We start from the raw sequence: 23,228 nt of genomic DNA on the forward strand, positions 1-23,228 counted from the left end.
GCATATCCTGGGTGTTAGACGCCGCGCTGTGCGACGCCCGGACCTCCGGGAGGCAGCGATGTTCGAGGAAGCGCAGTTGTATGCGCCGGTGACGCGGTCGGGAGATGACGTCACCGTCCATCTGGCTGCGGATCATCCAGGCGCAGTCGACCCGGAGTACCGCGCCCGCCGCAACGCTATTGCCGCGCTCGCCATGGATTGGCAGCCCGGAACGCCGCCACCCGTCGCGACCTACACCGACGACGAGCAGGAGGTCTGGCGCATCGCGTGCGCCGAGCTGCACCGGCTACACCAGCGCCGGGCCTGCACCGAGTACCTGCAGGGCAGGGAACGGTTGGGGCTTCCCGAGGATCGGATTCCGCAACTGGTCGAGGTCAACGAGAAGCTCGGGCCGCTGACCGGCTTCCAGTACGTGCCGGCGGCCGGTCTGGTGCCGCTGCGCGAGTTCTACGGACTGCTCGCCGACGGCATCTTCCACTCCACCCAGTACATCCGGCATCACTCCGTGCCGCTCTACACTCCCGAGCCGGACCTGATCCACGAGGTGGTCGGCCACGGCAATTGCCTGGCGCACGAGCGGTTCGCGGCGCTGTACCGGCTGGCCGGGCAGGCGGCGCAGCGGGTGAAAACGACTGAGGCCCTTGAATTCGTCTCGAAGGTCTTCTGGTTCTCGCTGGAGTTCGGTGTGGTCCGTCAACATGGCGAGGTACGTACCTACGGTGCCGGCCTGCTGTCGTCGTACGGGGAGATCCAGCAGATCGATGTGGCTGATCTGCGGCCATTGAACATCGCCCGGATGGGGGTGCAGACCTACGACATCACGCACTACCAACCGATTCTCTTCTGCGCCAGGGGATTCGGCGAGATCGAGGATGTTGTCGGCGGGTTCTTCGCCGAGGTCGACGACGCCATGGTGGAGCGCCTGGTGCACGACGCCGCTCAGGTCACGGGTAGGTGATCGCTGGTTGGACGACCGCGACGCATTCGCCGAACCCGATGATGGCCGCCCCGGGACGATGTGCCGTTGCCTTGAGGGTGATTTCGTCGCCGTCTTCGAGGAACGTGCGCGTTTCCCCGTTGGGCAGCGTGATCGAGCCCGTGCCGCCATGACTGAGCTCCAGCAGGCTGCCTTCGGAGCCGGTGTCAGGACCGGACAGGGTGCCGCTGCCGAGCAGGTCGCCGGGCTGCAGGTTGCATCCGTTGCTCGTGTGGTGAGTGACCATTTGCGCGAAGGTCCAGTACATGTGGCGGCTGGATGAGCGTGCGATCGGGTGCGGCGGCTCGCCGTCGTCGCGCATCCGGGCCGTGCTGATACGGACCTGCAGCTCGATATCGAGCCCACCGCTCGCACGGTGCCGTGAGCTGTCGAGGTAGGGCAGGGGAGCGGGATCACCCTCGGGACGATCGAACGGAATCCGGAACGGCGCCAATGCTTCTGGAGTCATTACCCAGGGCGAGACCGTGGTGCCGAAGCTCTTCGCCAGGAACGGGCCGAGTGGCTGGTATTCCCAGGCCTGCACGTCCCGCGCCGACCAGTCGTTGAGCAGGCAGTAGCCGGCGATGTGGGATTCGGCGTCATCGAGACGCACCGGTTCGCCGAGGCGGTTTCCCGGGCCGATCCACGCGCCGAGTTCCAGCTCGAAATCCAGGCGCCGGGTGGGTGCCAGCACAGGCGCTGGTGCGTCCGGACCCTTCAATTGCCCGTGCGGTCGCGTCACGGGAGTGCCGCTGACCTGCACGCTCGAGGCACGCCCGTGATAGCCGATGGGCACCCATTTGTAGTTGGGGAGAAGGGGATTGTCGGGCCGGAACAGCGCTCCGACGTTGCGGGCGTGGTGGATGCCGACGTAGAAATCGGTGTAGTCGCCGATGCGGGCGGGCAGCAGGACATCGACGTCACGCAGTGGGGTGAGCAACGCCGCCACGGTCTGTTGTTGCGGCGCGCCTTCGGCGAGCAGTGCGTGCAGCGCCCTACGAAGTGCTACGCGGGGACCAGATCCCAAGGCGAACAAGGCGTTCAACGTTCCGTCTGCCGCGGACTCTGCGGCCGTCTGCGCCTCGCCGGTGAGCAGGCCGGACTCGGCGAGCCCCCTCAGGTGCAGGACCATGTCGCCGATCCGGACAACACCGCCCGGTTCGCCGTTTACACCGGCGACCACGCCGAACGGCAGATTCTGCAGCGGAAAGTCACTATCAGGGCCCGCGGAGGCGACCCAACTCCGCCGGCCCGGGTCGTGGGTGAAGTCGAGTGCTGTCACGGCTTGTCCGGCTGGAAGCGCTTGACCAGCCCTCTCCAGCAGTCCGCGTAATCCTGTTGCCGCTGCGGTGAATTCGCGGCGTACGCCGTCACCTGCTGCGGGAACCGCGTCTCGAACATGAAGGCCAGTGTGTGCTCCTGCTTGACCGGTTTCAGTTCTTCGGTGCTGGCGGCGTGGAATGCGTTGGCGTCCGGGCCATGTGGGGTCATGCCGTTGTGCAGGCTGACGCCGCCGGGCACGAAGCCGTTCGGCTTGGCGTCGTACACGCCGCGCACGAGTCCCATGAACTCACTCATGACGTTCACGTGGTACCACGGCGGCCGGAAAGTGTCTTCGGCGACCATCCACCGCTCGGGGAAGCAGACGAAGTCCACGTTGGCGGTTCCGGGCGTCTCGCTCGGTGAACTGAGCACTGTGAAGATCGACGGGTCGGCATGATCGAACAGAACCGGCCCGACGGGGGAGAATCGGCGCATGTCGTACTTGTACGGTGCGTAATTGCCATGCCAGGCAACGACATCCAGTGGTGACTGGGCGATATCCGCTCGCCACAGCGTGCCGCCCCATTTCACATACATCGTGGACGGGACGTCGCGATCCTCATAGGCCGCGACCGGTGTCAGGAAGTCGCGCGAGTTGGCCAGGCAGTTGGCGCCGATCGGGCCGCGCTCGGGAAGAGTGAAAGGGCCGCCGTAGTTTTCGCACAGATAGCCGCGGGCCGGACCGTCGGGCACCTCGACGCGCATCTTCACACCCCGCGGGACGACGACGATCTCACAGGGCTCGGCGTCGATGATCCCGAACTCGGTACAGAACCGAACATTGCCGTGCTCGAGCACGAACAGCATTTCGGCGTCGCCGTTGTAGAAGTAGGTGTCCACCATCGATGACGTGATGGTGTAGATGCTGTTGGCGAATCCGGTGCGGGCGTTGACGTCCCCGCCGGTGGTGATGGTACGGACGCCGGTGACGAACGTCGTGTCCTCGACCGCCGGATCCGGCATCGGTAAGGGGTTCCAGCGCATTTGGGCAATGGGGATGGCAGGAGCATCGTCGGGTGCGGACCGCCAGTGCTCGCTGGGGACGGCGGTGAAATCGCCCCAATGGGCCACGCTCGGCCGAATCCGGTACAGCCAGGACCGCTTGTTGGCGGCGCGGGGTGCGGTGAACGGCGACCCGCTGAGCTGCTCGGCATAGAGGCCGTAGGCGCACCGCTGCGGAGAGTTGCGGCCGACGGGCAATGCGCCGGGCAGTGCTTCGCTTTCGAAGCTGTTGCCGAAACCGCTTTGGTACCCGGCCATCACAGGTTCCCGCGCTTCGCCTGCTCACGCTCGATGGACTCGAAGAGCGCCTTGAAGTTGCCCTTGCCGAAACCGAGTGAGCCGTGGCGTTCGATGAGTTCGAAGAACACCGTCGGCCGGTCTCCCAACGGCTTGGTGAAGATCTGCAGCAGGTATCCGTCCTCGTCACGGTCGACCAGGATGCCGCGCCGCTGCAGTTCCTCGACCGGTACGCGCACCTCGCCGATGCGGGCACGCAGTTCCGGGTCCTCGTAGTACGCGTCCGGGGTGTCGAGGAACTGCACACCCTGCCGACGGAGCTCGTCGACGCTGGCGAGGATGTCGTTGGTGGCCAGCGCGAGGTGCTGGACGCCCGGCCCGCGATAGAACTCGAGGTACTCGTCGATCTGCGACTTGCGCTTCGCCACCGCCGGTTCGTTGAGCGGGAACTTCACCCGGTGGTTGCCGTTGGCGACCACCTTCGACATCAGTGCCGAGTAGTCGGTGGCGATGTCGTCGCCGATGAACTCGGCGAGGTTCACGAAGCCCATGACCCGGTTGTAGAAGCCGACCCACTCGTCCATCTTGCCGAGCTCGACGTTGCCGACGACGTGGTCCAGGGCCTGGAACAAGCGCGGCGGCGCGCCGTCCCGTCTGATCTGACCGCTCGTTGCCGGCTGATAGCCAGGCAGGTAGGGACCGCTGTAGCGGGCTCCGTCGGTTTCGCGTTGCACCAGGGTGTGCCGGGTCTGCCCGTAGGTCGCGATAGCGGCGAGGCGTACGGTGCCGTGGTCATCGGAGACGTTGTGCGGTTCTTCGAGGATCGTCGCACCGGCTGCCTTGGCCTGGGCAATGCACTTGTCGACGTCGGGCACCTCCAACGAGATGTCGACGACGCCGTCGCCGTGCGTGGCGTGGTGCGCGATCAGAGGGCTGTCGGGGCTCACCGCACCCTTCAGCACGAACCGCACCGACCCCGAACGCAGGACGAACGCCTTGTGGTCGCGATTGCCGTTCTCGGGCCCCGAGTAGGCGACCAGTTCCATGCCCCACGTCGATTGGAAGTAGCTCGCTGCCTCTGTGGCATTGCCGACGACGAAAACGATGGCATCCCAGCCGGTTACGGGGAATGGATCATTGCTCGGGTCGTACTCCACCAGGCCCACCAACTGCTTGAGCTGGTTGACGTCGAGCCGGGCCTGCTTCTCCTGGTCGGTCAGGGCGCTCTGGTTCGCCATGTAGACATTCTTCTCCCAAAGGCGGGATTACTCGATGAATTCGCCGCCGTGTTCAGTCGCGTCAGACGCGTTCACCGGCGGGAACCTCGGCGAGCGCACAGTGATAGTGGTGACTCGGCGGCTCCTCGTCCGGTTCCTCGGCAAGCAGGTCGTTGGAGATCGTCGCGAACGCGAGCACTCCGCCGAGGGCCGCAAGGCCCGCTGAGATCAGCATCGTGGTGTGGAAACCGGCGGTCATCGCGGCGGGCGATCCGAAAGCGTCGCCCGTCAGTCCCGACAACGGGGGTAGCAGGGCGACGGCCAGTAGCCCCGCGGTGCGTGCCACCGCGTTGTTGACTCCGGAGGCCACGCCGGCGTGGCGCTCGTCCGCTGCGGCCAGGGCGGCGGCGGTGACGGGTGCGACCGTCGCGGCGAGCCCCAACCCGAAGACGACGACGGCGGGGAGCACGACGGTGGTGTACGAAGCACCCGGGCCGATCCGCGTCATCAGCACCATGCCGGCCGCGATCACGAGCGGGCCGATGGTCAATGGCAGACGTGGACCGATGCGCTGGGCGAGTGCGCCGGACGCCGACGAGAGCGCCAGCATGATCGCCGTGACCGGGAGCGAGGCAGCGCCGGCGGCGACGGGGGAGTATCCGAGTGCGGTCTGCAGAACGACCACCAGCAGGAAGAAGACACCCCCGAGCGCGGTGTACACCACGAAGGTCACGGCGTTGGCACTCGTGAACTGTCGAGACGAGAAGATGCCCAGCGGCAGCATGGGATTCGCGGAACGTCGTTCGATCGCGACGAATGCCACCAGGGCGATGACTCCGAGCACCCCGGCCGCGAGAACGACGAGAGAATCCCAGCCACGGTTGGGTCCTTCCACGACGGCGTAGGTCACACCAGCCAGCCCCGCAGTCGCTGTCGTGGCGCCGGCGTAGTCCAGGTGGCCGGCCGTCGACGGGTCGCGGCTCTCGGGCACGTGGCGTACCGCGAGCCACGCGACCAGGCATCCCAGGGGCACATTGATGAGAAAAATCGCCCGCCAGTCGATCGCTTGTACGAGATAGCCGCCGAGCAGCGGGCCGATCGCCGCGGCGACGCCACCCAGAGCCGACCACGCGCCGATCGCCTTTGCCCGGTCGGTCGGGATGAACACCGACTGGATGATGGCGAGGCTGCCCGGCGTCAACAGCGCGCCGCCGATGCCCTGCAAAGCCCTTGCGGCGATGAGCATCTCGGCGTTGGGTGCCACCGCACAGAGCGCTGACGCCACCGCGAACCACGCCACGCCGACGACGAACACCCGCTTGCGGCCCAGACGGTCACCAAGGCTGCCCGATAGCAGGATCAACGCGGCGAGTGTCACCGAGTAGGCGCTGACCACGAGTTGCAGTCCACCGACCTCGGTGTTCAGGTCGTGACCGATCGCCGGCAGCGCGACGTTGACGACCGTTGCGTCGAGTTGCGCCATCCCAGACCCCAGCACGGTGGCGGCGAGGATCCAGCGTCCCGCCGCGCTACCGAAGCGGACACCGGGCATGTCATGCCTCCACTGAATCGCCGTCGTGCTGTGAGTGACCGCACGCGTGCGCTCTAAACCTTCGCACACGGGCCGGTACAGGGATGGCGAAGCGGCGACGGACACGCCATAATTGGCACTCGTCGGACGAGAGTGCTAACGCTGCTTAGTCGATCGTGAGGAGGGAACCTAGTGAGCAGCACTGACTTCGCCATCCCCGAGGCCAGCGAGCCGATGCGTATCGTGCTCGTCGCACCCCCATATTTCGATGTTCCGCCCAAAGGATACGGCGGGACCGAGGCCGTCGTTGCTGACCTGGCCGACGCCTTGACCGCCCGAGGACACCATGTGACGCTCCTCGGCGCGGGACAGCGCGGGACCAACGCCGCGCGCTTCGTCCCCCTCTGGCAGCGGACGCTTCCGGACCGCCTCGGCCAGCCCTACCCCGAGATCATGCACGCGGTCCGGGTGCGCCGAGCCATCGAGAAAATCGCCGCGACCGACGGGGTGGACATCATCCACGACCACACGTTCGCGGGCCCGCTCAACGCTCCGGTCTACCGGTCGCTGGGTATACCGACCGTGGTCACCATGCACGGACCGATCGATGACGACCTGTATCCGTACTACCGTGAGCTTGGCGACGACATCGGTCTGATCGCCATCAGCGACCGCCAGCGCCAGCTCGCTCCGGACCTGAATTGGATTGGCCGCGTGCACAACTCGCTGCGCATCGGCGACTGGCCGTTCCGGGCCGACAAGGAAGACTACGCGCTGTTCCTGGGACGGTACGCGCCGTACAAGGGCGCGCATCTGGCACTCGAGGCGGCCCACGCGGCGGGCGTGCCCCTGGTGTTGGCGGGCAAGTGCAATGAGCCCGAGGAGCGCGCCTACTTCGACGAACAGGTGCGTCCACTGCTGACCGAGAACGATCATGTGTTCGGCCAGGCGGACGCCGCCGCGAAGCGCAAACTACTGGCGGGCGCACGCTGTCTGCTGTTCCCCATCCAATGGGAAGAACCGTTCGGCATGGTGATGATCGAGGCGATGGCCTGCGGCACTCCCGTGGTGGCGCTGCGTGGCGGCGCGGTGCCTGAGGTCGTGACCGACTGCGTGACCGGATTCGTGTGTGAGCACCCCGACGAGTTGCCCGACGCGATCGCCAAGACGCACACCCTGGATCCCGCGGCCTGCCGACGCCATGTGGCGGCCCATTTCGCGACAGGTCAGTTCGGCGCGGGGTACGAGCGCATCTATCGAGCCGTGCTGGCGGATGCGGACTCCGCACCGAGCCCGATCACGTTGCGGCGCATCGTGGAACCCGGCGCCTCGGAACGGGCGAGCGCATGAGTGCACCGACCGCGCTGAACGCCGGCGAGCCCACCAGCATCGGCTTCGGTGGGGACACGGTGACTCTGGTGGAGGGCGGCACCTTCTGTGTGTCGGACCGTCACGGCGACGTGTTGCCGGGCGGTGCCCAGGGTCTGTTCTTCCGCGATGCGCGCGTGCTGTCTCGATGGGAGCTGCGTGTCGACGGCCGGCCGGCTGAGCCGTTGTCGGTGCAGACGCCGGAAGCCTTTGCGGCACAGTTCATCATGCGGAGGGCGCCGCTGCCCGGCTTGGCGGACAGCACGCTGCTGGTGGTGCGGGAGCGCACCATCGCCGACGGGATGCGGGAGTCCATCTCCCTCCGGAATCTGGCCGGCGAAAGCACGGTGGTGACGTTGGAACTGCACGTCGACGCCGACTTCGCCGATCTGTTCACGGTCAAGGAGGGACGCGCCGCTCATGGCGGAGCGAACCAGTCCGTGGTGAACGGCGAGCTGGTGCTGCAGGACCGTACCGACCCGGTCCGGGGCCTGACCGTGACCGCAGCCGGCGGACCCGCGGTCCTGCCGGGGGCATTCCGTTGGCGGGTGGTGGTGCCCGCGCATCAGAGCTGGCAGGTCGAGATCGGTGTCCAGCCCACGTGGGGTGCCGGTCGCATCAACGGCCGGGCGCGCAGCGGCGATGCGGTCCAGTCGGGTACGCCGGCACAGAAGATCGAAGCGTGGCGGGAGAGCACCACGACGGTCGAGTCGGACCATGCGGGCCTGGCAGAGGTGTTGCGCCGCACCGAGAGTGATCTCGGCGCGCTGTTGATCCACGATGAAAGCGGCGAGGGTGAGCCGTTCGTCGCCGCCGGGGCACCGTGGTACATGACGCTGTTCGGTCGAGACAGCCTGCTGACCGCCTGGATGGCGCTGCCACTGGACTGCGGGCTGTCCCTCGGCACGCTGCGGCAGCTCGCCGACGCACAAGGCCGCCGTGTCGACCCCATCACCGAGGAACAGCCCGGCCGCATCCTGCACGAAATCCGAAGGGGGCCGGCCAGTACCGACGTCTTGGGTGGGACCGTCTACTACGGTGCCGTCGACGCCACGCCGTTGTTCGTGATGCTGCTGGCCGAGAGCTGGCGGTGGGGTGCCGACGAAGACGTCGTCCGGTCGCTGCTCGGCGCAGCGGACGCAGCGCTGGCATGGGCCACCCGGTACGGGGACCGCGACGGCGACGGGTTCATCGAGTACCGCCGGGCCACCGACAGGGGACTGGTCAACCAGGGCTGGAAGGACAGCTTCGACGGCATCAACGACGCGGCGGGGCACACCGCCGAAGCGCCGATAGCGCTGAGTGAGGTACAGGGCTACCACTACGCGGCTCTGCTGGCCAGGGCCGAACTGGCGGACGCGTTCGGTGCACCGACGACGGCGGCCCGGTTGCGTGACCGCGCGGCGACGCTGCGCGCACGATTCCACGAGGCGTTCTGGCTGCCGGAAAAAGGTTGGTATGCCATCGCTTTGGACGCCGGAAAGAACCCGGTGGACGCGCTCACGAGCAATATCGGGCACTGCCTGTGGACGGGTATCGCCGACGATGATCATGTCGAGACGCTCGTGGAACGGTTGTCGGCCGACGATATGGATTCCGGATTCGGGCTACGTACCCTGGCCGCATCCATGGGCGCGTACAACCCCATGAGCTACCACAACGGGTCGGTGTGGCCGCACGATACGGCGATCGCCGTCGCCGGGCTGATGCGATATCGGCACGTGCCCGGCGCCGTGGCGCTGGCCGAGCGGCTGGCCGCCGGCCTGCTCGACGCGGCCGAGGCGTTCGGCGGGCGGCTTCCCGAATTGTATTGCGGCTTCGGGCGTTCCGAATTCGGTGCACCGGTCCCGTACCCGACGTCGTGTTCGCCGCAGGCCTGGGCGAGCGCGGCGCCGCTACTGCTGGTACGGGCGTTCCTCGGACTGGAACCCGATGTGCCGCATCGCCGGCTCGTGGTGGCGCCGCGTCTGCCTCAGCTGTGGGGTCGCACAGTGTTGGGCGATCTGCGACTCGGCGACGCGACAGTGTGTATCGAAGCTGACGGGGACACCGCGAAGGTCACCGGGCTGCCCGACGATTGGGAGCTGGTCATGTCGGATGGGTGAACCGAATCCCCGACTCGGCGAGTAGTCGGGTGGCCACAACTTGACCGCCACTCAAGCCTGCTTCGGAAAGCGATTGCTCAGCATGGATTTCCGCGTATTCGAGCGGTAGCTGCACCAGCTGGGTGCGGCAAGTTCAGGCCGACCCTGCGTTACATCATCCGGCCACATTGTCATGCCCATACATGCTCTAATGGTTGCCATGGCAGGTCTGACGGAGGGGAACGTCGATCCGGCATTCGCCGCGGTGCGCGATATCTTCGAAGCGAGCTTCGCCGACGGGCAGAACTGGGGCGCGGGCGTCTCGGTCGTGATCGACGGCCGACCCGTCGTCGATCTGTGGGGTGGGGTCGCCGACCCGCGCACCGGCCGATCGTGGCAGCGGGACACGGCTTGCGTCACCTTCTCGTGCACCAAAGCAGTAACCGCCACAGCCGCGCTCATGGTGGCGGAGCGCCACCGCGTCGACCTGACAGCGCCAGTGGTGAGTTGGTGGCCTGAGTACGGCGCGGCGGGCAAGAGCGAAACCACGGGTGAGCAGCTGCTGTCGCACGCTGCCGGGCTACCCGCTGTGGAGCGGCCTGTTTCGATCGAACAGGCTGCCGATCCCGAACTGATGGCCGATCTGCTCGCCGCTCAGCATCCGGTGTGGGAACCGGGATCGAGACACGGCTATCACGCATTCACATTCGGGTGGCTGGCCGGCGAGATCGTGCGTCGGCACGCCAAAACGACGGTGGGGGAATTCGTTCGATCGAACGTCAGTGCAGACCTCATGATCGGGGCCGACAGAGCCGCACTCGACGCCATCGCCCGGACCGGTTTTCCCGACGCGAGCGAACAGCAATGGGCAACGGACACCGCCACGATCCCCGCCACCACGGTCGCACGGCTCGCCGAGGCGTATCGCGATCCACAGTCCTTGTTCACCCGTGCCACCGCCAATCCACCCGCGCGCTACAACCATCCCGACGTGCTGTCAGCCGGCTGGCCGGCGAGCGGACTGATAACCACTGCGCGCGCACTGGCCGACTTCTACGCGCGCCTGACTGCCGGCAAGCTGTTGCATCCGGAAAATCTGAACGACGCAGTCCGCCCGCGGCACAGCGGTTCTGATGCCGTCATGGTTCTCGATTCCAGCTACGGCCTGGGATACATGCGACCGTCTCAGCTGTTCGCTTTTCCCGACAACGTCGGACCTGGAGCCTTCGGGCATCCTGGCGCCGGTGGTGCGTTCGCGTTCGGTGACATCGACAATCGACTGGCGTTCGCATTCGTGCCGAACCTGCGTCGTGACGCTCTCGCCGGCGATCGTCGGGCGGTCGATCTCATCGAAGCGACGTACGCCGCGTTGTGAGTTGCTCAGCGCTTGGTTGATTTCTCATCCCGCCGCCGGCCGATTTGCCGAAAGCCCGGGTGTACCGCCGGGGTCAGGCCCTGCTGATCGGCGAGCGTGGCGAGCAATTCGTTCAGCGTCTTGCGTTGTTGGCTGGTCAAGCCGGCAGTCAGCTCTTGTTCGTGCTCGCGCGCGATCTCCGAAAGCGTCTGCATCAACTTCTCGCCCGATTTGGTCAGGTACAACGCATACAGGCGCCGGTCGGTCGGGTTGCGCCGGCGCTCGACCTCACCCCGTGACTCGAGCTCGTCGAGGTACGCGACCACTCTGCTGGGCAACAGGCCCAGCCGCCCACTCAGCTCCTGCTGACTGAGGCCTGGCTCGCTGGCGATCATCCGCAAGATGCCGGCGTGTGGGGGTGTCAGCTTCACGGCCACAAGGCGTTCGGCGAACAACTGAGCGGCGTGGTGGCCGAGCTGGGCGAGCAGGAACGAAACACCGCCCCGCTGCTGGGCGCTGGAAGCTGATGACATGGACGAACAATACATGGACGAAACCGTTCATTTCGTGAATGAGGTTGACGCATCCAGTTCACCAAGAATATCGTTCATGTCATGAACGATTACACCCGCGATCGACCGACCGCCACGAGCCGGGCGCCACAGCAAGGCGGGCCGCCGCTGTGGCTTCTCGGCACGATTTCGCTCGGCCTGCTGCTCTGTGGCGTCATCCTGGGTGTCGTGCTGGGCGGCATGCCGCCGCTGCCGTACGGGAATTCAGCGGCGGTGCTGGACTACTTCCGCGCCCATACATCGTCCGCGCAGGTGAGTGCGGTCTTCGTCTTCGGGTCGTCGGTGCCGCTCCTGATTTACGCTGCCACGGCCAGCGCGCGGCTGCGGCAGCTCGGCGTCACCGCGCCGGGCGCGACCATCGCCCTGGCCGGCGGTGTCCTGGCCGCCGGGGGACTCGGTCTGTCGAGCTTGCTGCTGTGGACACTGTCGCGGCCGGAGATCAGCACCGACGGTCCACTGATCAACGCGCTCTACTACCTGGTGTTCCTCACCGGCGGCGTGGCACACGTCGTGATGCTCGGCCTCCTGACGGCGGGCCTGTCGGTCCCGGCGCTGATCCTGCGCTTGGTGCCGCGGACCCTGGCGTGGATCGGCCTCGGCATCGCCGCGGTGGCCGAGCTGACGACGCTGGTTCTCATCTGGCCGCCGGCCGCGCCGCTCCTGCCGATCGCCAGGTTCTCGGCTCTGATCTGGCTTGTCGCCGTCGGTGTCCTGCTACCGAAGCGCCGTGCCGCCCGCAACCGGCAAGAGCAGGTCGTCCCGGGAGGAAGCGCATGAGGCTCAGCGTCAGCGTCACCAACTTCTCGTGGCCGGAGGGGCCGCCCGCGATCCGCGCAAATCTCGCCGCGGTGGCCGAATTCCTCGATGGCACAGACGTCGACACGCTCTGGGTGGCGGATCATCTGCTGCAGGCCGACCCGGCCAGCCGGCTGGACGAGCCGATGCTGGAGGCCTACACCACGCTCGGGTTCCTGGCCGCCAAGACCACGGAGTTGCGGCTGGGGACCTTGGTCACCGCAACGACTTTCCGCGACCCCGCGGTGTTGATCAAAGCCGTCACCACTTTGGATGTATTGTCCGGCGGGCGAGCATGGTTGGGACTCGGCGCCGGCTACAACGCCGACGAGGCGCGGGCGCTCGGCCTGTTCCTGCCGACGACTGGTGAACGGTTCGACCGCATGGGCGAATTGCTCCAACTGGCCCGCCGAATGTGGGACGGCGACGAATCTCCTTACGAGGGTCGCTATTACCGCGCTGAACGTCCCATCGGCCGGCCACGGCCGATCACGCGGCCGCCGGTGCTGATCGGCGGCACCGGCGAACGTCGTACCTTGCGTATGGTCGCCGAACACGCAGATGCCTGCAACCTGTTCGATATCCCGAATGGGGACAGCGTTATTCGCCGCCAGCTCGACGCGCTCGGGCGACACTGCGCCGAGATCGGGCGACCGCCTCAGGAGATCGAACGCACTCTCACCACCGCATTGACTCCCGGTGAGTCCGCCGACCAGCTGGTCGAACGTTGCCGGAAACTGGCGGGTCTCGGTATCCAGCACGTCGTCGTGATCGCCCGCGGCCGGCCGTGGACAGTTAGCGAGCTCGGTGAGGTGGTCAGTGCCGCAAGCGAACTCGTGACAGTAGAGCCCAGCGCTGCCGGTGGGTCCACGTAGAGCGTCTGGCGATGTGTCAGAGCGTAATCACATGGAGGTGACCGGTGTGGGCGCGAGTGAGACAGGCAGGTAACTGATTCCTCGCAACAGCGTGCTGTCGTTCATGGCCGGCGTCACGCCGCACGGAACTACCAGGATCGAAATCATCGGTAGTAGCCATCGCTGGCCAGGATCTCGACGCCGCGCCAACCCCAGTAGACGCGGTGCGCCTGGATCAAGCCGTTCTCGATCTCCATGACCTCCACAAAATCCATCTGCTGGCCGTCCGGTGTCTCGCGGGGGTACTCCCAGGTCGCGCGGCGGCCGTCGGTGAAGAATCCGGCACGGTAGTAGTGCCGCTCGTCCGGAGTACGTGCCACCACCTCGGTCAGGAACGGTCGGAGTTCCTCGTGTCCTCGGCACACCCCCGGGCCACCCAAGATGTGCGCTGCCACCGGGCTTTCCAGAGTGGCGTCCGGTGCGTAGCAAGCCAACAGTGCCTCGACATCGTGGTTCGCCAACGCTTCTTCCCAAGCACGCGTGACTGCTTCGATGCCTCGGCGATCGACTTCGTCAGTGTTTTCGGAGTTCATGGCTCCAGAATGCGCCGCCGATACTTCGGTGCTGGTCGAAGCGTGGGGGCATGGCCGAATGCCATGACGTAAATGATTGGCCGCCAAAGGCGGCCGCTGCTACTTTCGTCGGCAGGCCAGGTGAAGGACGAGGAGGTGGTACCCGTGAACGTATCGACGTGGGTGCTCCTTGCCAGGGCCACAGTCGGGCGATAGGTCGTCCCGGGAGCGCCGTCTCACCGCACTCCCGAAAGGCACGGCCAATGGACTTCATTTCCGAACAGCGTCTCGACGACGGCAGCGTCGAGCGCAGATTCAGTCTCAATGACATCCCGGGCATCCTGTGGACGCCCGGCTCGTCACCCGCACCGCTGATCCTGCTGGGGCATCCCGGCGGTCTGCGGCGGATGTATCCGCGACTCACGAATCGTGCCCGCGACGCTCTGGCGCACGGGTTCGCCGCCGCCACCATCGAGCTGCCCGGTAGTGGTGATCGTCCCCGCTTGGCTGAACTCGAGCGGGGACGCGCCGATCTGCACCGGGCACTGGCCGCGGGCCGGCCTGTCAGCGACATCGTCGACCGCCTCGTCCTCCCTTTGGTCGATGCCGCAGTCCCGGAATGGCAGTTGGCCCTTGACGTGCTCCTCTCATTGCCCGAGATCAGCGGCCCGGTCGGCTTCTCCGGCGGGGTCATGGCCATCGGCATCCGGTTGGCCGTGGTCGAACCACGCATCGTCGCCGCGGGTCTGTTCGCCGGCAGTTTCGTGCCTCGCACCATGTTCGATGAGGCGCGTGAGGTCACGATTCCTCTGCACGTCCTGCTGCAGTGGGACGACGAATCGAATGACCGCCAGATGGCGCTCGACGTGTTCGATGCCTTCGGTTCCCGGGAAAAGACGTTGCACGCCAACATGGGTGGCCACATGGGTGTCCCGAAATTCGCGGGGGAGGACGCGGCGCGCTTCTTCACCCGGCACCTCATGCCGGCCCGGTGAGCGCGCGCGACGCTGAAGTGGCTCCGTTAGGGTCGTGACCGGGCCGGGACATCAGCTGCAACATGACGCGCACCACAGGAATGACGTGAGGGGAAACCTATGAACACGAGCACGTACCGCCGCACAACCGTCGCCGGCCTGGCCGCTGTCGCACTGACCGTTGCCGGCTGCAGCACTGACAAGAGCGGCGATGTCTCGGCGCAGCCGCAGGTCGCGTTGGTCGTGACGTCCGAAGTTCCGGCGCCGCCCACCCAGGTGAAGCTCATCGGGGAGAGGGACGTCGAGGTCACGCTCACCGGCCCGATCGCCGCCAAGTACGCGTCCGCCACGGACAAGCAGAAGGCGGCCCTGGGCAAGCCACTGACGGGCGATCACAACGCCGGTACCCGCGACAGCGGCGTCGTCTTCCAGCAGTTCCAGGGCGGCGCGATCGTGGCCAAGAACAGTCAGCCGGGCACGCCCGCCTACATCATCTGGGGCAAAATCCGCGAGGCCTGGAATGTGCAACGCGACGCGGACGGTGTGCCGTCGGTCAGCGGTACGAACGGCTCGGCAGGCCCGTTGGGCGTCGTCACCAGTGACGAGACTCCCGCCGGCGACCAGCTCGTCGCGACGTTCGAGCACGGCAAGATCGCGTACAACACGACGACCCGCCAGGTGGAGGTGACGGTCAACGGCAAGGTTGTGCCGTCCGGGCTGTAGTGGCAACTGCCTGTCACTGCCAGGGACAGGCGCGCCGCGGATCCGTCACGCACGATGGAAAACATGACGGACGCACGCGGATCAGGCGGGCAGCAGCTGGCGGACTTTCTTCGTAGTCGACGGGCAGCGGCCGACACGGCGCTACTGCCGGGGCTGGTCGGGCTGGGGCCGCGCCGGGTGCCCGGGTTGCGCCGCGAGGAACTGGCCGAAGCGGCTGGGGTGTCGTTGACGTACTACACACGCCTGGAGCAGGGACTGGCCACCAATCCCTCGACCCAGGTGCTGGACGCGCTGGCAAGGGCCCTCGGGCTCGACGAGGCCGAACGGGCGCACTTGCAGCGGCTGGCCGCGGTCGGCGACAGGAAGGTGCCGTCGGAGCGAACCCGGCTGCGTCCCGATTGCGTCACCCTGCTGGACGCCATGCCCGACATCGCCGCCGTCGCACTGTCGCCGTTGCAAGACATCATCGCCTGGAATCGACTGGGCCATGCGCTGCTTGCACCGCACCTGTCACCGACGGCGCCGTACAGTGCCGAACCGCCCAACAAGGTCGCGATGATGTTCATCGACGCACACGCGCGCAGCCTCCATCGCGAGTGGGAGGCCGAGGCCACCTTGGCAGTGGCTTCGTTGCGCTATGTCAGCGCCGGCCATGTCGCCGAGGCCGACCTCGCCCGTCTGGTCGGCAACCTGAGTGTGGCCAGTGAGGACTTCGCGCAATTGTGGGCGGCGCAACCCGTGGCGTTGTGTACGCACGGCATCAAGCGCTACCACCACCCGGTAGTGGGGCGGCTGGACCTGCATTTCCAGATCCTTCATCTGCCCGAAGACAACGGTCACCGACTGCTGTTGCAACACGCCGAACCCGGGTCCAGCGATGAGGCTGCGCTGCGCCTGCTGGCCAGCACGACCATCACCGAGTAGCACTCGTGTAGCGAATATCGCTGCGCGGCAACAAGAAACACCCAATCCAAGGAGCTCGCCCGTGGATAGTTCCACCCTGCCCAAAAACAGTCTCCCCGCGCCGACGCGGCGACTTCATCCGGGTCTGCCTGCGCTGGCGCTCGGCGGGTTCGGCATCGGCCTGACCGAGTTCGTCATCGCCGGGCTGCTCACCGACGTGGCCGACGCACTGCACGTCAGCGTGCCCACTGCCGGCGCGCTGATCTGGGGATACGCCCTGGCGGTCGTGGTGGGCGCGTTCACCGTCACTGCCGCGCTGTCGCGCCGCCCGCCGAAAACCGCACTGCTGGTGCTGCTGACCTTGTTCGTCATCGGCAACGGATTGACCGCGCTGGCACCAGGTTTCGGCGTCGCAATGCTGGGCCGGATCATCACCGCGCTGTGCCACGGCGGATTCTTCGGCATCGGCGCCGTGGTCGCCGGCGATCTGGTCGCGCCCGAACGCAAAGCATCCGCCATCGCCGTCATGTTCGGCGGGCTGACCCTGTCGAACGTGCTCGGCGTACCGTTCGGCACGTTCGTCGGCCAGCATCTCGGCTGGCGCAGCGCGTTCTGGATCATCAGCGCACTCGGTGTGCTGGCAATCGCCGGCGTCGCCGCGCTGGTTCCCCGGTTACCGACACCAACACCGGCAGGCAACAGCCACTTCGCCGTCCTGTATCGCCGCCAGGTCATCGTGTCGATCCTGCTGACCATGATGATGTTCGGCGGCGTGTTCGGAGCGTTCATCTATGTGGAACCGCTGGTGACCCGATTGACCGGTTACGGCGACGGCGCCGTGCCATGGCTGCTGGTCCTCTTCGGAATCGGTTTGTTCATCGGCAATTTCGTCGGTGGCTGGGCCGCCGATCGTGATCTCACCTGGGCCCTGCGCATCTTGTCTCTACTGCTGCCCGTCGTGCTCATCGCATACGGGATGCTCGCGTCCTATCGGATACCAGTGGCAGTCCTGCTGGTCGTCATGGGCCTCGTCGGATTCGCTGCGACGCCCGCTCTGCAACTGCGCGTCATGCGTTTCGCCGATGACGCGCCGACCATGGCCTCGGCGGCCAACATCGCGGCGTTCAACCTCGGCAACGCCATCGCATCGGCAATCGGAGCCGCGACCATCGCCCTGGGCCTGGGCTGGCGTTCCCCGGTGTGGGTGGGCGCGGCGATGGCGCTTGTCGGCACGTTGCTGGTGTTCACCAACAGCCACGGGGAGGCACAGTGACCGAGTCGCCCGCGCTGCATCCTCAGGCGCGCGCCCACCTGGCCGCGGCGGCGACAGCGCCGGGTATCGCGACCTTGTCGGTGCCCGACGCGCGCCTGGCGATACTGAGCTACCTGGACCTGCAACGGCCGGCACCCGCGATGGTGCAGGTCCAACACCGGTTCATCCCTGGTCCGACCGCCGACCTTCCCGTTCGGATCTACCGGCCGACGCAAGATCGCGGGCCGCATCCGGTGATTGTCGTGTTGCACGGCAGTGGCTGGGTGATCGGCAACCTCGACCTCGTGGACGAACCAGCCCGGGTCCTGGCCCGCGACACCGGGTACGTCGTGCTCGCCGTCAACTATCAGAAGGCACCCGAGCATCCGTTTCCGGTTCCGCTGCAGGACTGCATGGCCACCGTGCGCTGGGTACATACCCACGCCAGTGAATTGGACGTCGATCCGGGCCGGCTGGCCGTGGTGGGTGACAGCGCCGGCGGCAACCTCGCCGCCGCGACCACCGCCGAGTTGGCCGGTACCGACGTCACGGTCGCCGCTCAGGCTCTGCTCTATCCGGCGCTGGATCGGCGCATGGCCGCACCGTCGTATGCCGCGTTCGCCCGTGGCTTCGGTCTCGACGCCGTCGATATGGCCTGGTTCTGGAACCACTATGTCGACGGGGACGCAAGCGACGATCCGCGGGTTTCACCGTTACGCGCCAACAGCTTTGCGCATCTGCCGTCCACGTTCGTGGCGACCGCCGGCCATGACGTGCTGCGCGACGAGGCAGAGGCGTACGCCGGGCTCCTCCGTGACGCCGGCGTGGACGTCGTCGCCCGGCGCTACCCCGGGATGATTCACGGTTTTTGGTGGATGGACGCTGCGCTCGACGAGTCACGCACGCTGCAAAGAGATCTCGCCGGATTCCTGGTCGACCGCCTCAGCCGCTGACCCCGCCGGCTTTCGCCAGGATCGCCCGCGCCGCACGCTCGGCGATCAGCATGACCGGCGCGTTGGTGTTCCCGGACGTGATCGTGGGCATCGCCGAGGCGTCGACGACACGAAGGCCGGCGACGCGGTACACGCGACAGTCGGTGTCGAGCACGGCGCCCGCTGACCGCGGAACCCCTTGTGCGTCAAAGGCTCCCATCGCACACGTGCCCACCGGGTGGAAGATGGTCGTGCCCAGTTCCCGGGCCGCCTGCTGCAGATCGTCGTCGCTGACCACCTGCGGGCCGGGGAGAAGCTCCTCAGGGCGATAGCGAGCCAGCGCCGGCGCCGCCATGATCTCCCGCGTCATCCGCAGGCCCTTGACGGCGGCCTGATGATCGGCGTCGGTGGACAGGTAGTTGCACATGACCTTGGGGTTGATCAGCGGGTCCGCACTGGCAATGCGCACATGCCCCCGCGAACTGGGGCGCAGATTGCAGACCGAGGGCGTGATCGCTCCGAAGCTGTGCAGCGGTTCCCCGAACTTGGGCAACGACAACGGCTGCACGTGCCATTCCAGATCGGGGCTGGCCAGCGCGGGGTCGCTCTTGGCGAAGGCGCCGAGCGTCGAGGGCGGCATCGTCATCGGCCCGGAGCGCAACATCAGGTACTGGAGCCCCATGCCGCCGCGGGTGAGCCAATTCCGGTACAGCGTGTTGACCGTCTGGGCGCCCTGCACCCGGTAGATCGTGCGGAGCTGCAAATGGTCCTGGAGGTTTTCACCGACCCCGGGCAGATCGACGGCCACGGGCACGTGGTGCTGGGAGAGCAGCTCGGCCGGCCCCAGACCCGAGGCCTGCATGAGATGCGGTGATCCGATCGCACCGGCGCTCAGGATCACCTCGCGGCGCGCGTGGACGTCGACGAGTCGGCCGTCTTTGCGGAGCCGCACACCCGTGGCACGGTGTCGAGCGGTGGTCCAGGCACCGGTCCGCTGATCCGCCCGGACTTCGTCGTCCATCAGTAGCTTCACGGCCTGGGTGTCGGTGTAGACGGTGAGGTTGGGTCGGTGGGCGATGGGATGCAGGAAAGCGTCGGCCATCGACCAGCGACGGCCACGCCGTTGGTTCACATGGAAGTACGCGCTGCCGGCATTGTCGCCGCGGTTGAACTCATCGATCGGGGCGATACCCACCTGGGCCGCGGCGGCCTGCCAGGCGTCCAGGATCTTCCAGCGCACCCGCGGTGGCTCGACGCGGATCTCGCCACCGGTGCCGTGCCAGTCGTCGGCCCCACCGAAGTAGTCCTCGAGCTGCTTGTAGATCGCGAGCGTCTCGCCGGTACTGTCCGGGCCGCCCCATCGCCATCGCTCGTCGCCGGTTGCTTGCGCCCAGAGGTCGTAATCGCTTGCCTGCCCACGCATGTGGATCATGGCGTTGATAGACGAGCACCCGCCGAGGACGCGGCCGCGCGCGTAATGAATGCTGCGGCCGGCCAGACCCGGGTCGGCCTCGGTGGTGAAGCACCAATCGGTGCGGGGGTTGGCAATGGTGTACAGGTAGCCCACCGGCACCTTGATCCAGAACCAGTTGTCCTTGCCGCCGGCCTCGATCAACAGCACCCGATGATCGGGGTTGGCGCTCAGCCGATTGGCGAGCAGGCAGCCGGCACTACCTGCTCCCACGATGACGAAGTCGAATTCGGCAACGGGGTTCATTCCGGGATCGGTCCTCCAGGCGTCGGATTGGTGTCCCAGTGTGCGTGATCACCCGCCGGTCCGTACACATCCCCGCAGCTGAGCGCATGTCGATGTCGTGGCGCCAGTCCCGACATCGCGGTCACATGCACCGGCCCATCGAATGCTGGCTATCTCGAATATATGAGAATTCACAGTTTGCACCCCTGGCAACCTGGCCGAACATGTGATGCAATCAGGCGTCAGCAAATTAATGCCAGGGCAGCGCGCAACGGCTGCGACAGGTTTGACGACTGCGGACACCCAGGTAACCCGTTGGGGGGAGATGCACCATGCGTTGGCTCCAGCAATGGTGGCGTCAGTCCGATCACTACGACTGGCTGATGGGCTACGTCAAGTTCCGTGGACTGTCGGGGCTGGTCCGCACGATGATCGCCGGCGTGGCCATCATGACCAGCCTGGTCCCGATGGCACTGCTGACGGTCCCCGAAGGTCCGGTCGGCGTCGTCCCGCGGTTGGTCACCCGCGCGGCCATCGTCGGATTGCTGCTCGCCGGCCTCATCTGGGTCGTCGGACTGCCCAGCCGCCGGCGGTCCACGGTCTTTGCCACCCTGGTCACGACGTGTATTGCCGCCGTGGCACTGTCGTGTAGCGACCCGGCCGTCGGGATCCTGGTCTGCACCACGTTCGGCGTGCCCGCGGCGTACGTGGCGTTCACTCATCGGGCGATCCACGCGGCCTACAACTTCCAAGTGGCAATGATCGTCGCGGCGGTGGTGGCCTTGCGCCTGACAGCGTCCGGCCGCCCCGTCCTCGCGGCGTGCGCGATGTGGTTGATCTTCATTCTCACCGTCACAGTGCCGGCCAGCATTCAGATCGTCGTCCACGCGCTGGGAACCGATCTCATCCGCGCGGACTGCGACCCGCTGACATTTCTGCTGAATCGGCGTGGCTTCGGGATCAAGGCCCAGGAACTGATCCATCGGGACCGGGGTACGGCCGCGCATCTCATGGTGACGGTGATCGATCTCGACGGTTTCAAACTCCTCAACGACAGCCGCGGTCATCTCTTCGGTGACCGTGCGCTGATCGCCGTGGCCGAGATACTCCGCAAGCAGACGTCGCACGATGCCGTGATCGGTCGCACCGGAGGCGACGAATTCCTGATCGCCGAGACCACTTACCGACCCCAACAATCGTCGGCCGCCGAGCGCCTACGTACGGCGATTGCCGCGACGCCGTACGCCATCACCGCCAGCGTCGGCGTCGCGACGGTCGCCCTGGCCGATGTCGACGACGCTGCCGCCCCCACGATCATCGACGATCTGGTGATGGCGGCAGACCTCGAGATGTATGCGGCGAAACGCTTGGGCGGCAATGCTTCCCGGCACGCAGGCGGAGCGCATGGGCAGTCCGCCCTGAGGCTCGCCGAATAGCGTCACGGGCATCAACCTTGGCCGACTCCGTGGGCATCGACGGGGTTCACCCGGGGAACCACCAGTGGGTCCGCGGGAGTGAAGGGTAACGCCGGCAGATCATCGATGTGAGTGTTGAACGCGGCGGCCAAGACTTCCCGTGAATAGGCGGTGGCAGAGGCTTTGAAGCCGATGTCGGCGGGGAACGGCTGATCGAAGAAGATCAGGAAATGCCAGTCGTCGGTTCCGATGTTCTCGATGTGATGCGGGTAGGCGCGCGGGATGAAGTACATGTCTCCCGTTGTCAGGTTCCACGTGTCCAGCGAGCCGTCCGGGTTCATGATGGTCATGCGCGCATCGCCGTACTGCACGTAGCCCATCTCCGCGGTGACGGGATGCCAATGCGGTTCGCGCATACCGCTTTCGGTGACGCGAAGCGAGTACATCGAGATGTCCTTCAAGGCAGGCCAGAACTGGTCGCGGGCGAATCGTGCGTTGCCGCTGGCGTAGTTGAGACCCGGCGCTTGGGCTTCGACATCGAACTTGTGCGGATCGTTGAAGTGGGCAGCGGCGGGGATGCTGGGGTCGCCGGTGCGGGCTGCCAGTTTGTGGTCGACGGTGCTACGACGGATCTTGTTGATGTCGGACGACGGTAGGTCATAGGTGTTGCCCAACACGGCGTCGGTGAACGCGCCGAAGGTTGCGCCCAGACCGAAGTCCTCGGGACGTTCGTGGCGGAAGGCGATGATGAACTCGGCGACGTCGGTACCGATGTTCTCGATGTGGTGCAGTGCACCGGAATCGATGTGGAACATCTGCCCTGCGGTGACGATGAAGTTCGAGAACACGCTGTGGTTGTCGAGGACCGACACCAGCGCCGTTCCTGAGACGCAGTAGGTGAGTTCGTTGGCGTTTGCGTGCCAGTGGGGTGTGCGCATGGCGCCGGGGTTGAGCAGCAGTCGCTTGATCGACAGATTCTGCAGAATCGGCATGGCATCAGCGGTGACCCGACGCATTGAGCCGTGTTCGGATTCCTCGACGATCTCGCCGCCCAGGAGCGAGACGGTGTGGCTGCTGCGGGTGATGGACGTTGTCATACGGAGCCTCCTCGTTGATCAAGCCGACAGAGGTCAGTGTTGTCCGCTGGAAGCTTGCCGTCATGGACACCGGCGGTAGAGCAATTGTCAATACCTGTGGATCGGGGTGTTTCAGGCGACCTCCGTTTCGGTGTGTTGATCGCCGTCTGACGGTGGTGTCGGTGGGGTGATGTCGGTGGGCCGTTCGAGCAGTTTGCCTTTGTGGAAGACCGCTCCGGCGCGGACGAGGGCGACCAGATGTGGGGCGTTGACGGCCCGCCAACGGGCTTGGGCTGCGTCGATCAGCTTGTAGGCCATGGCCAATCCAGCGGCCCGCGATCCCGGACCCTTGGTGACCTTCGTTCTCAAACG

Annotated in this window: 20 protein-coding genes and 1 pseudogene; 12 read left to right on the plus strand and 9 right to left on the minus strand. The window is 66.4% G+C overall.

The features are described 5' to 3' along the window. Window positions 1–58: 58 nt before the first annotated feature. Window positions 59–958: a phenylalanine 4-monooxygenase gene (locus tag ACJH6I_RS15975; RefSeq protein WP_212811406.1), complete on the plus strand. Its 900-nt coding sequence runs from the start codon at window positions 59–61 to the stop codon at window positions 956–958. On the opposite strand, the gene fahA is transcribed toward ACJH6I_RS15975, so the two are convergent. The 4 genes from fahA to ACJH6I_RS15995 form a co-directional block, all read right to left on the minus strand. After that, window positions 945–2,258, minus strand: coding sequence for a fumarylacetoacetase (gene fahA / locus ACJH6I_RS15980; protein WP_212811407.1), 1,314 nt, complete (start codon window positions 2,256–2,258; stop codon window positions 945–947). The two genes, ACJH6I_RS15975 and fahA, sit on opposite strands and share 14 nt — an antisense overlap. Next, the gene (gene hmgA / locus ACJH6I_RS15985) at window positions 2,255–3,559 is read right to left on the minus strand and encodes a homogentisate 1,2-dioxygenase (protein WP_406784264.1); all 1,305 of its coding nucleotides are present in this window, start codon (window positions 3,557–3,559) and stop codon (window positions 2,255–2,257) included. Before hmgA ends, fahA begins: the two co-directional genes overlap by 4 nt. After that, window positions 3,559–4,776 (minus strand): 4-hydroxyphenylpyruvate dioxygenase, encoded by a 1,218-nt coding sequence (hppD, locus tag ACJH6I_RS15990; protein ID WP_318985038.1) that lies wholly within the window; start codon window positions 4,774–4,776, stop codon window positions 3,559–3,561. The genes hmgA and hppD overlap by 1 nt, the downstream gene beginning before the upstream one ends. Before the next feature lie 61 nt (window positions 4,777–4,837). Beyond that, entirely contained in the window at window positions 4,838–6,307 is a 1,470-nt protein-coding gene (locus tag ACJH6I_RS15995) for a DHA2 family efflux MFS transporter permease subunit (protein WP_406784265.1), read from the minus strand. 213 nt (window positions 6,308–6,520) lie between these two features. On the opposite strand from ACJH6I_RS15995, the gene ACJH6I_RS16000 reads away from it, so the two are divergent. The 3 genes from ACJH6I_RS16000 (at window position 6,521) to ACJH6I_RS16010 (ending at window position 11,113) form a co-directional block, all read left to right on the plus strand. After that, window positions 6,521–7,636: a glycosyltransferase family 4 protein gene (locus ACJH6I_RS16000; RefSeq protein WP_406784278.1), complete on the plus strand. Its 1,116-nt coding sequence runs from the start codon at window positions 6,521–6,523 to the stop codon at window positions 7,634–7,636. Continuing rightward, the gene (locus tag ACJH6I_RS16005; protein ID WP_318985040.1) at window positions 7,633–9,759 is read left to right on the plus strand and encodes a glycogen debranching N-terminal domain-containing protein; all 2,127 of its coding nucleotides are present in this window, start codon (window positions 7,633–7,635) and stop codon (window positions 9,757–9,759) included. The genes ACJH6I_RS16000 and ACJH6I_RS16005 overlap by 4 nt, the downstream gene beginning before the upstream one ends. A 199-nt stretch (window positions 9,760–9,958) precedes the next feature. Then, window positions 9,959–11,113, plus strand: a complete 1,155-nt coding sequence (locus ACJH6I_RS16010; protein ID WP_318985041.1) for a serine hydrolase domain-containing protein — start codon at window positions 9,959–9,961, stop codon at window positions 11,111–11,113. Between the two features lie 5 nt (window positions 11,114–11,118). Here the strand turns inward: ACJH6I_RS16010 and ACJH6I_RS16015 are convergent, their stop codons facing one another. Continuing rightward, window positions 11,119–11,625: a MarR family transcriptional regulator gene (locus tag ACJH6I_RS16015; protein WP_318985042.1), complete on the minus strand. Its 507-nt coding sequence runs from the start codon at window positions 11,623–11,625 to the stop codon at window positions 11,119–11,121. An 81-nt stretch (window positions 11,626–11,706) separates the two neighbouring features. Between ACJH6I_RS16015 and ACJH6I_RS16020 the strand changes: the two genes are divergently transcribed. Further along, window positions 11,707–12,441 (plus strand): hypothetical protein, encoded by a 735-nt coding sequence (locus ACJH6I_RS16020; RefSeq protein ID WP_406784266.1) that lies wholly within the window; start codon window positions 11,707–11,709, stop codon window positions 12,439–12,441. Then, window positions 12,438–13,334 carry a TIGR03560 family F420-dependent LLM class oxidoreductase gene (locus ACJH6I_RS16025; RefSeq protein ID WP_406784267.1) on the plus strand — a complete coding sequence of 299 codons (897 nt, stop codon included), beginning with the start codon at window positions 12,438–12,440 and terminating at the stop codon, window positions 13,332–13,334. Before ACJH6I_RS16020 ends, ACJH6I_RS16025 begins: the two co-directional genes overlap by 4 nt. Window positions 13,335–13,477: 143 nt before the next feature. On the opposite strand, the gene ACJH6I_RS16030 is transcribed toward ACJH6I_RS16025, so the two are convergent. Continuing rightward, complete coding sequence (locus ACJH6I_RS16030; RefSeq protein WP_406784268.1) at window positions 13,478–13,906, minus strand: nuclear transport factor 2 family protein; 429 nt, start codon at window positions 13,904–13,906, stop codon at window positions 13,478–13,480. A gap of 242 nt (window positions 13,907–14,148) precedes the next feature. Between ACJH6I_RS16030 and ACJH6I_RS16035 the strand changes: the two genes are divergently transcribed. The 5 genes from ACJH6I_RS16035 to ACJH6I_RS16055 all read left to right on the plus strand — a co-directional run bounded on the left by ACJH6I_RS16035 (window position 14,149) and on the right by ACJH6I_RS16055 (window position 18,690). Next, window positions 14,149–14,880 carry an alpha/beta hydrolase family protein gene (locus tag ACJH6I_RS16035; protein ID WP_406784269.1) on the plus strand — a complete coding sequence of 244 codons (732 nt, stop codon included), beginning with the start codon at window positions 14,149–14,151 and terminating at the stop codon, window positions 14,878–14,880. Window positions 14,881–14,979: 99 nt separating this feature from the next. Next, the gene (locus tag ACJH6I_RS16040) at window positions 14,980–15,582 is read left to right on the plus strand and encodes an LGFP repeat-containing protein (protein ID WP_406784270.1); all 603 of its coding nucleotides are present in this window, start codon (window positions 14,980–14,982) and stop codon (window positions 15,580–15,582) included. Window positions 15,583–15,645: 63 nt separating this feature from the next. Next, on the plus strand, window positions 15,646–16,506 hold the full coding sequence (locus ACJH6I_RS16045) for a helix-turn-helix transcriptional regulator (RefSeq protein ID WP_318985048.1): 861 nt from the start codon (window positions 15,646–15,648) through the stop codon (window positions 16,504–16,506). Between the two features lie 61 nt (window positions 16,507–16,567). Further along, complete coding sequence (locus ACJH6I_RS16050; RefSeq protein WP_406784271.1) at window positions 16,568–17,758, plus strand: MFS transporter; 1,191 nt, start codon at window positions 16,568–16,570, stop codon at window positions 17,756–17,758. Beyond that, window positions 17,755–18,690 (plus strand): alpha/beta hydrolase, encoded by a 936-nt coding sequence (locus tag ACJH6I_RS16055; protein ID WP_406784272.1) that lies wholly within the window; start codon window positions 17,755–17,757, stop codon window positions 18,688–18,690. The genes ACJH6I_RS16050 and ACJH6I_RS16055 overlap by 4 nt, the downstream gene beginning before the upstream one ends. Here the strand turns inward: ACJH6I_RS16055 and ACJH6I_RS16060 are convergent. Then, window positions 18,680–20,386 (minus strand): GMC family oxidoreductase, encoded by a 1,707-nt coding sequence (locus ACJH6I_RS16060; protein ID WP_406784273.1) that lies wholly within the window; start codon window positions 20,384–20,386, stop codon window positions 18,680–18,682. The genes ACJH6I_RS16055 and ACJH6I_RS16060 overlap by 11 nt on opposite strands. 311 nt (window positions 20,387–20,697) lie before the next feature. Between ACJH6I_RS16060 and ACJH6I_RS16065 the strand changes: the two genes are divergently transcribed. Further along, window positions 20,698–21,801: a GGDEF domain-containing protein gene (locus ACJH6I_RS16065; RefSeq protein ID WP_318985052.1), complete on the plus strand. Its 1,104-nt coding sequence runs from the start codon at window positions 20,698–20,700 to the stop codon at window positions 21,799–21,801. Window positions 21,802–21,812: 11 nt separating this feature from the next. Here ACJH6I_RS16065 and ACJH6I_RS16070 read toward each other — a convergent pair whose 3' ends face one another. Beyond that, window positions 21,813–22,877: a cupin domain-containing protein gene (locus ACJH6I_RS16070; RefSeq protein WP_406784274.1), complete on the minus strand. Its 1,065-nt coding sequence runs from the start codon at window positions 22,875–22,877 to the stop codon at window positions 21,813–21,815. Window positions 22,878–22,988: 111 nt separating this feature from the next. Beyond that, a pseudogene (locus ACJH6I_RS16075) lies at window positions 22,989–23,228 on the minus strand (IS256 family transposase); the annotation flags it as partial.

The sequence above is a fragment of the Mycobacterium sp. SMC-13 genome (assembly GCF_045311035.1).
Classification (GTDB): Bacteria; Actinomycetota; Actinomycetes; order Mycobacteriales; family Mycobacteriaceae; genus Mycobacterium.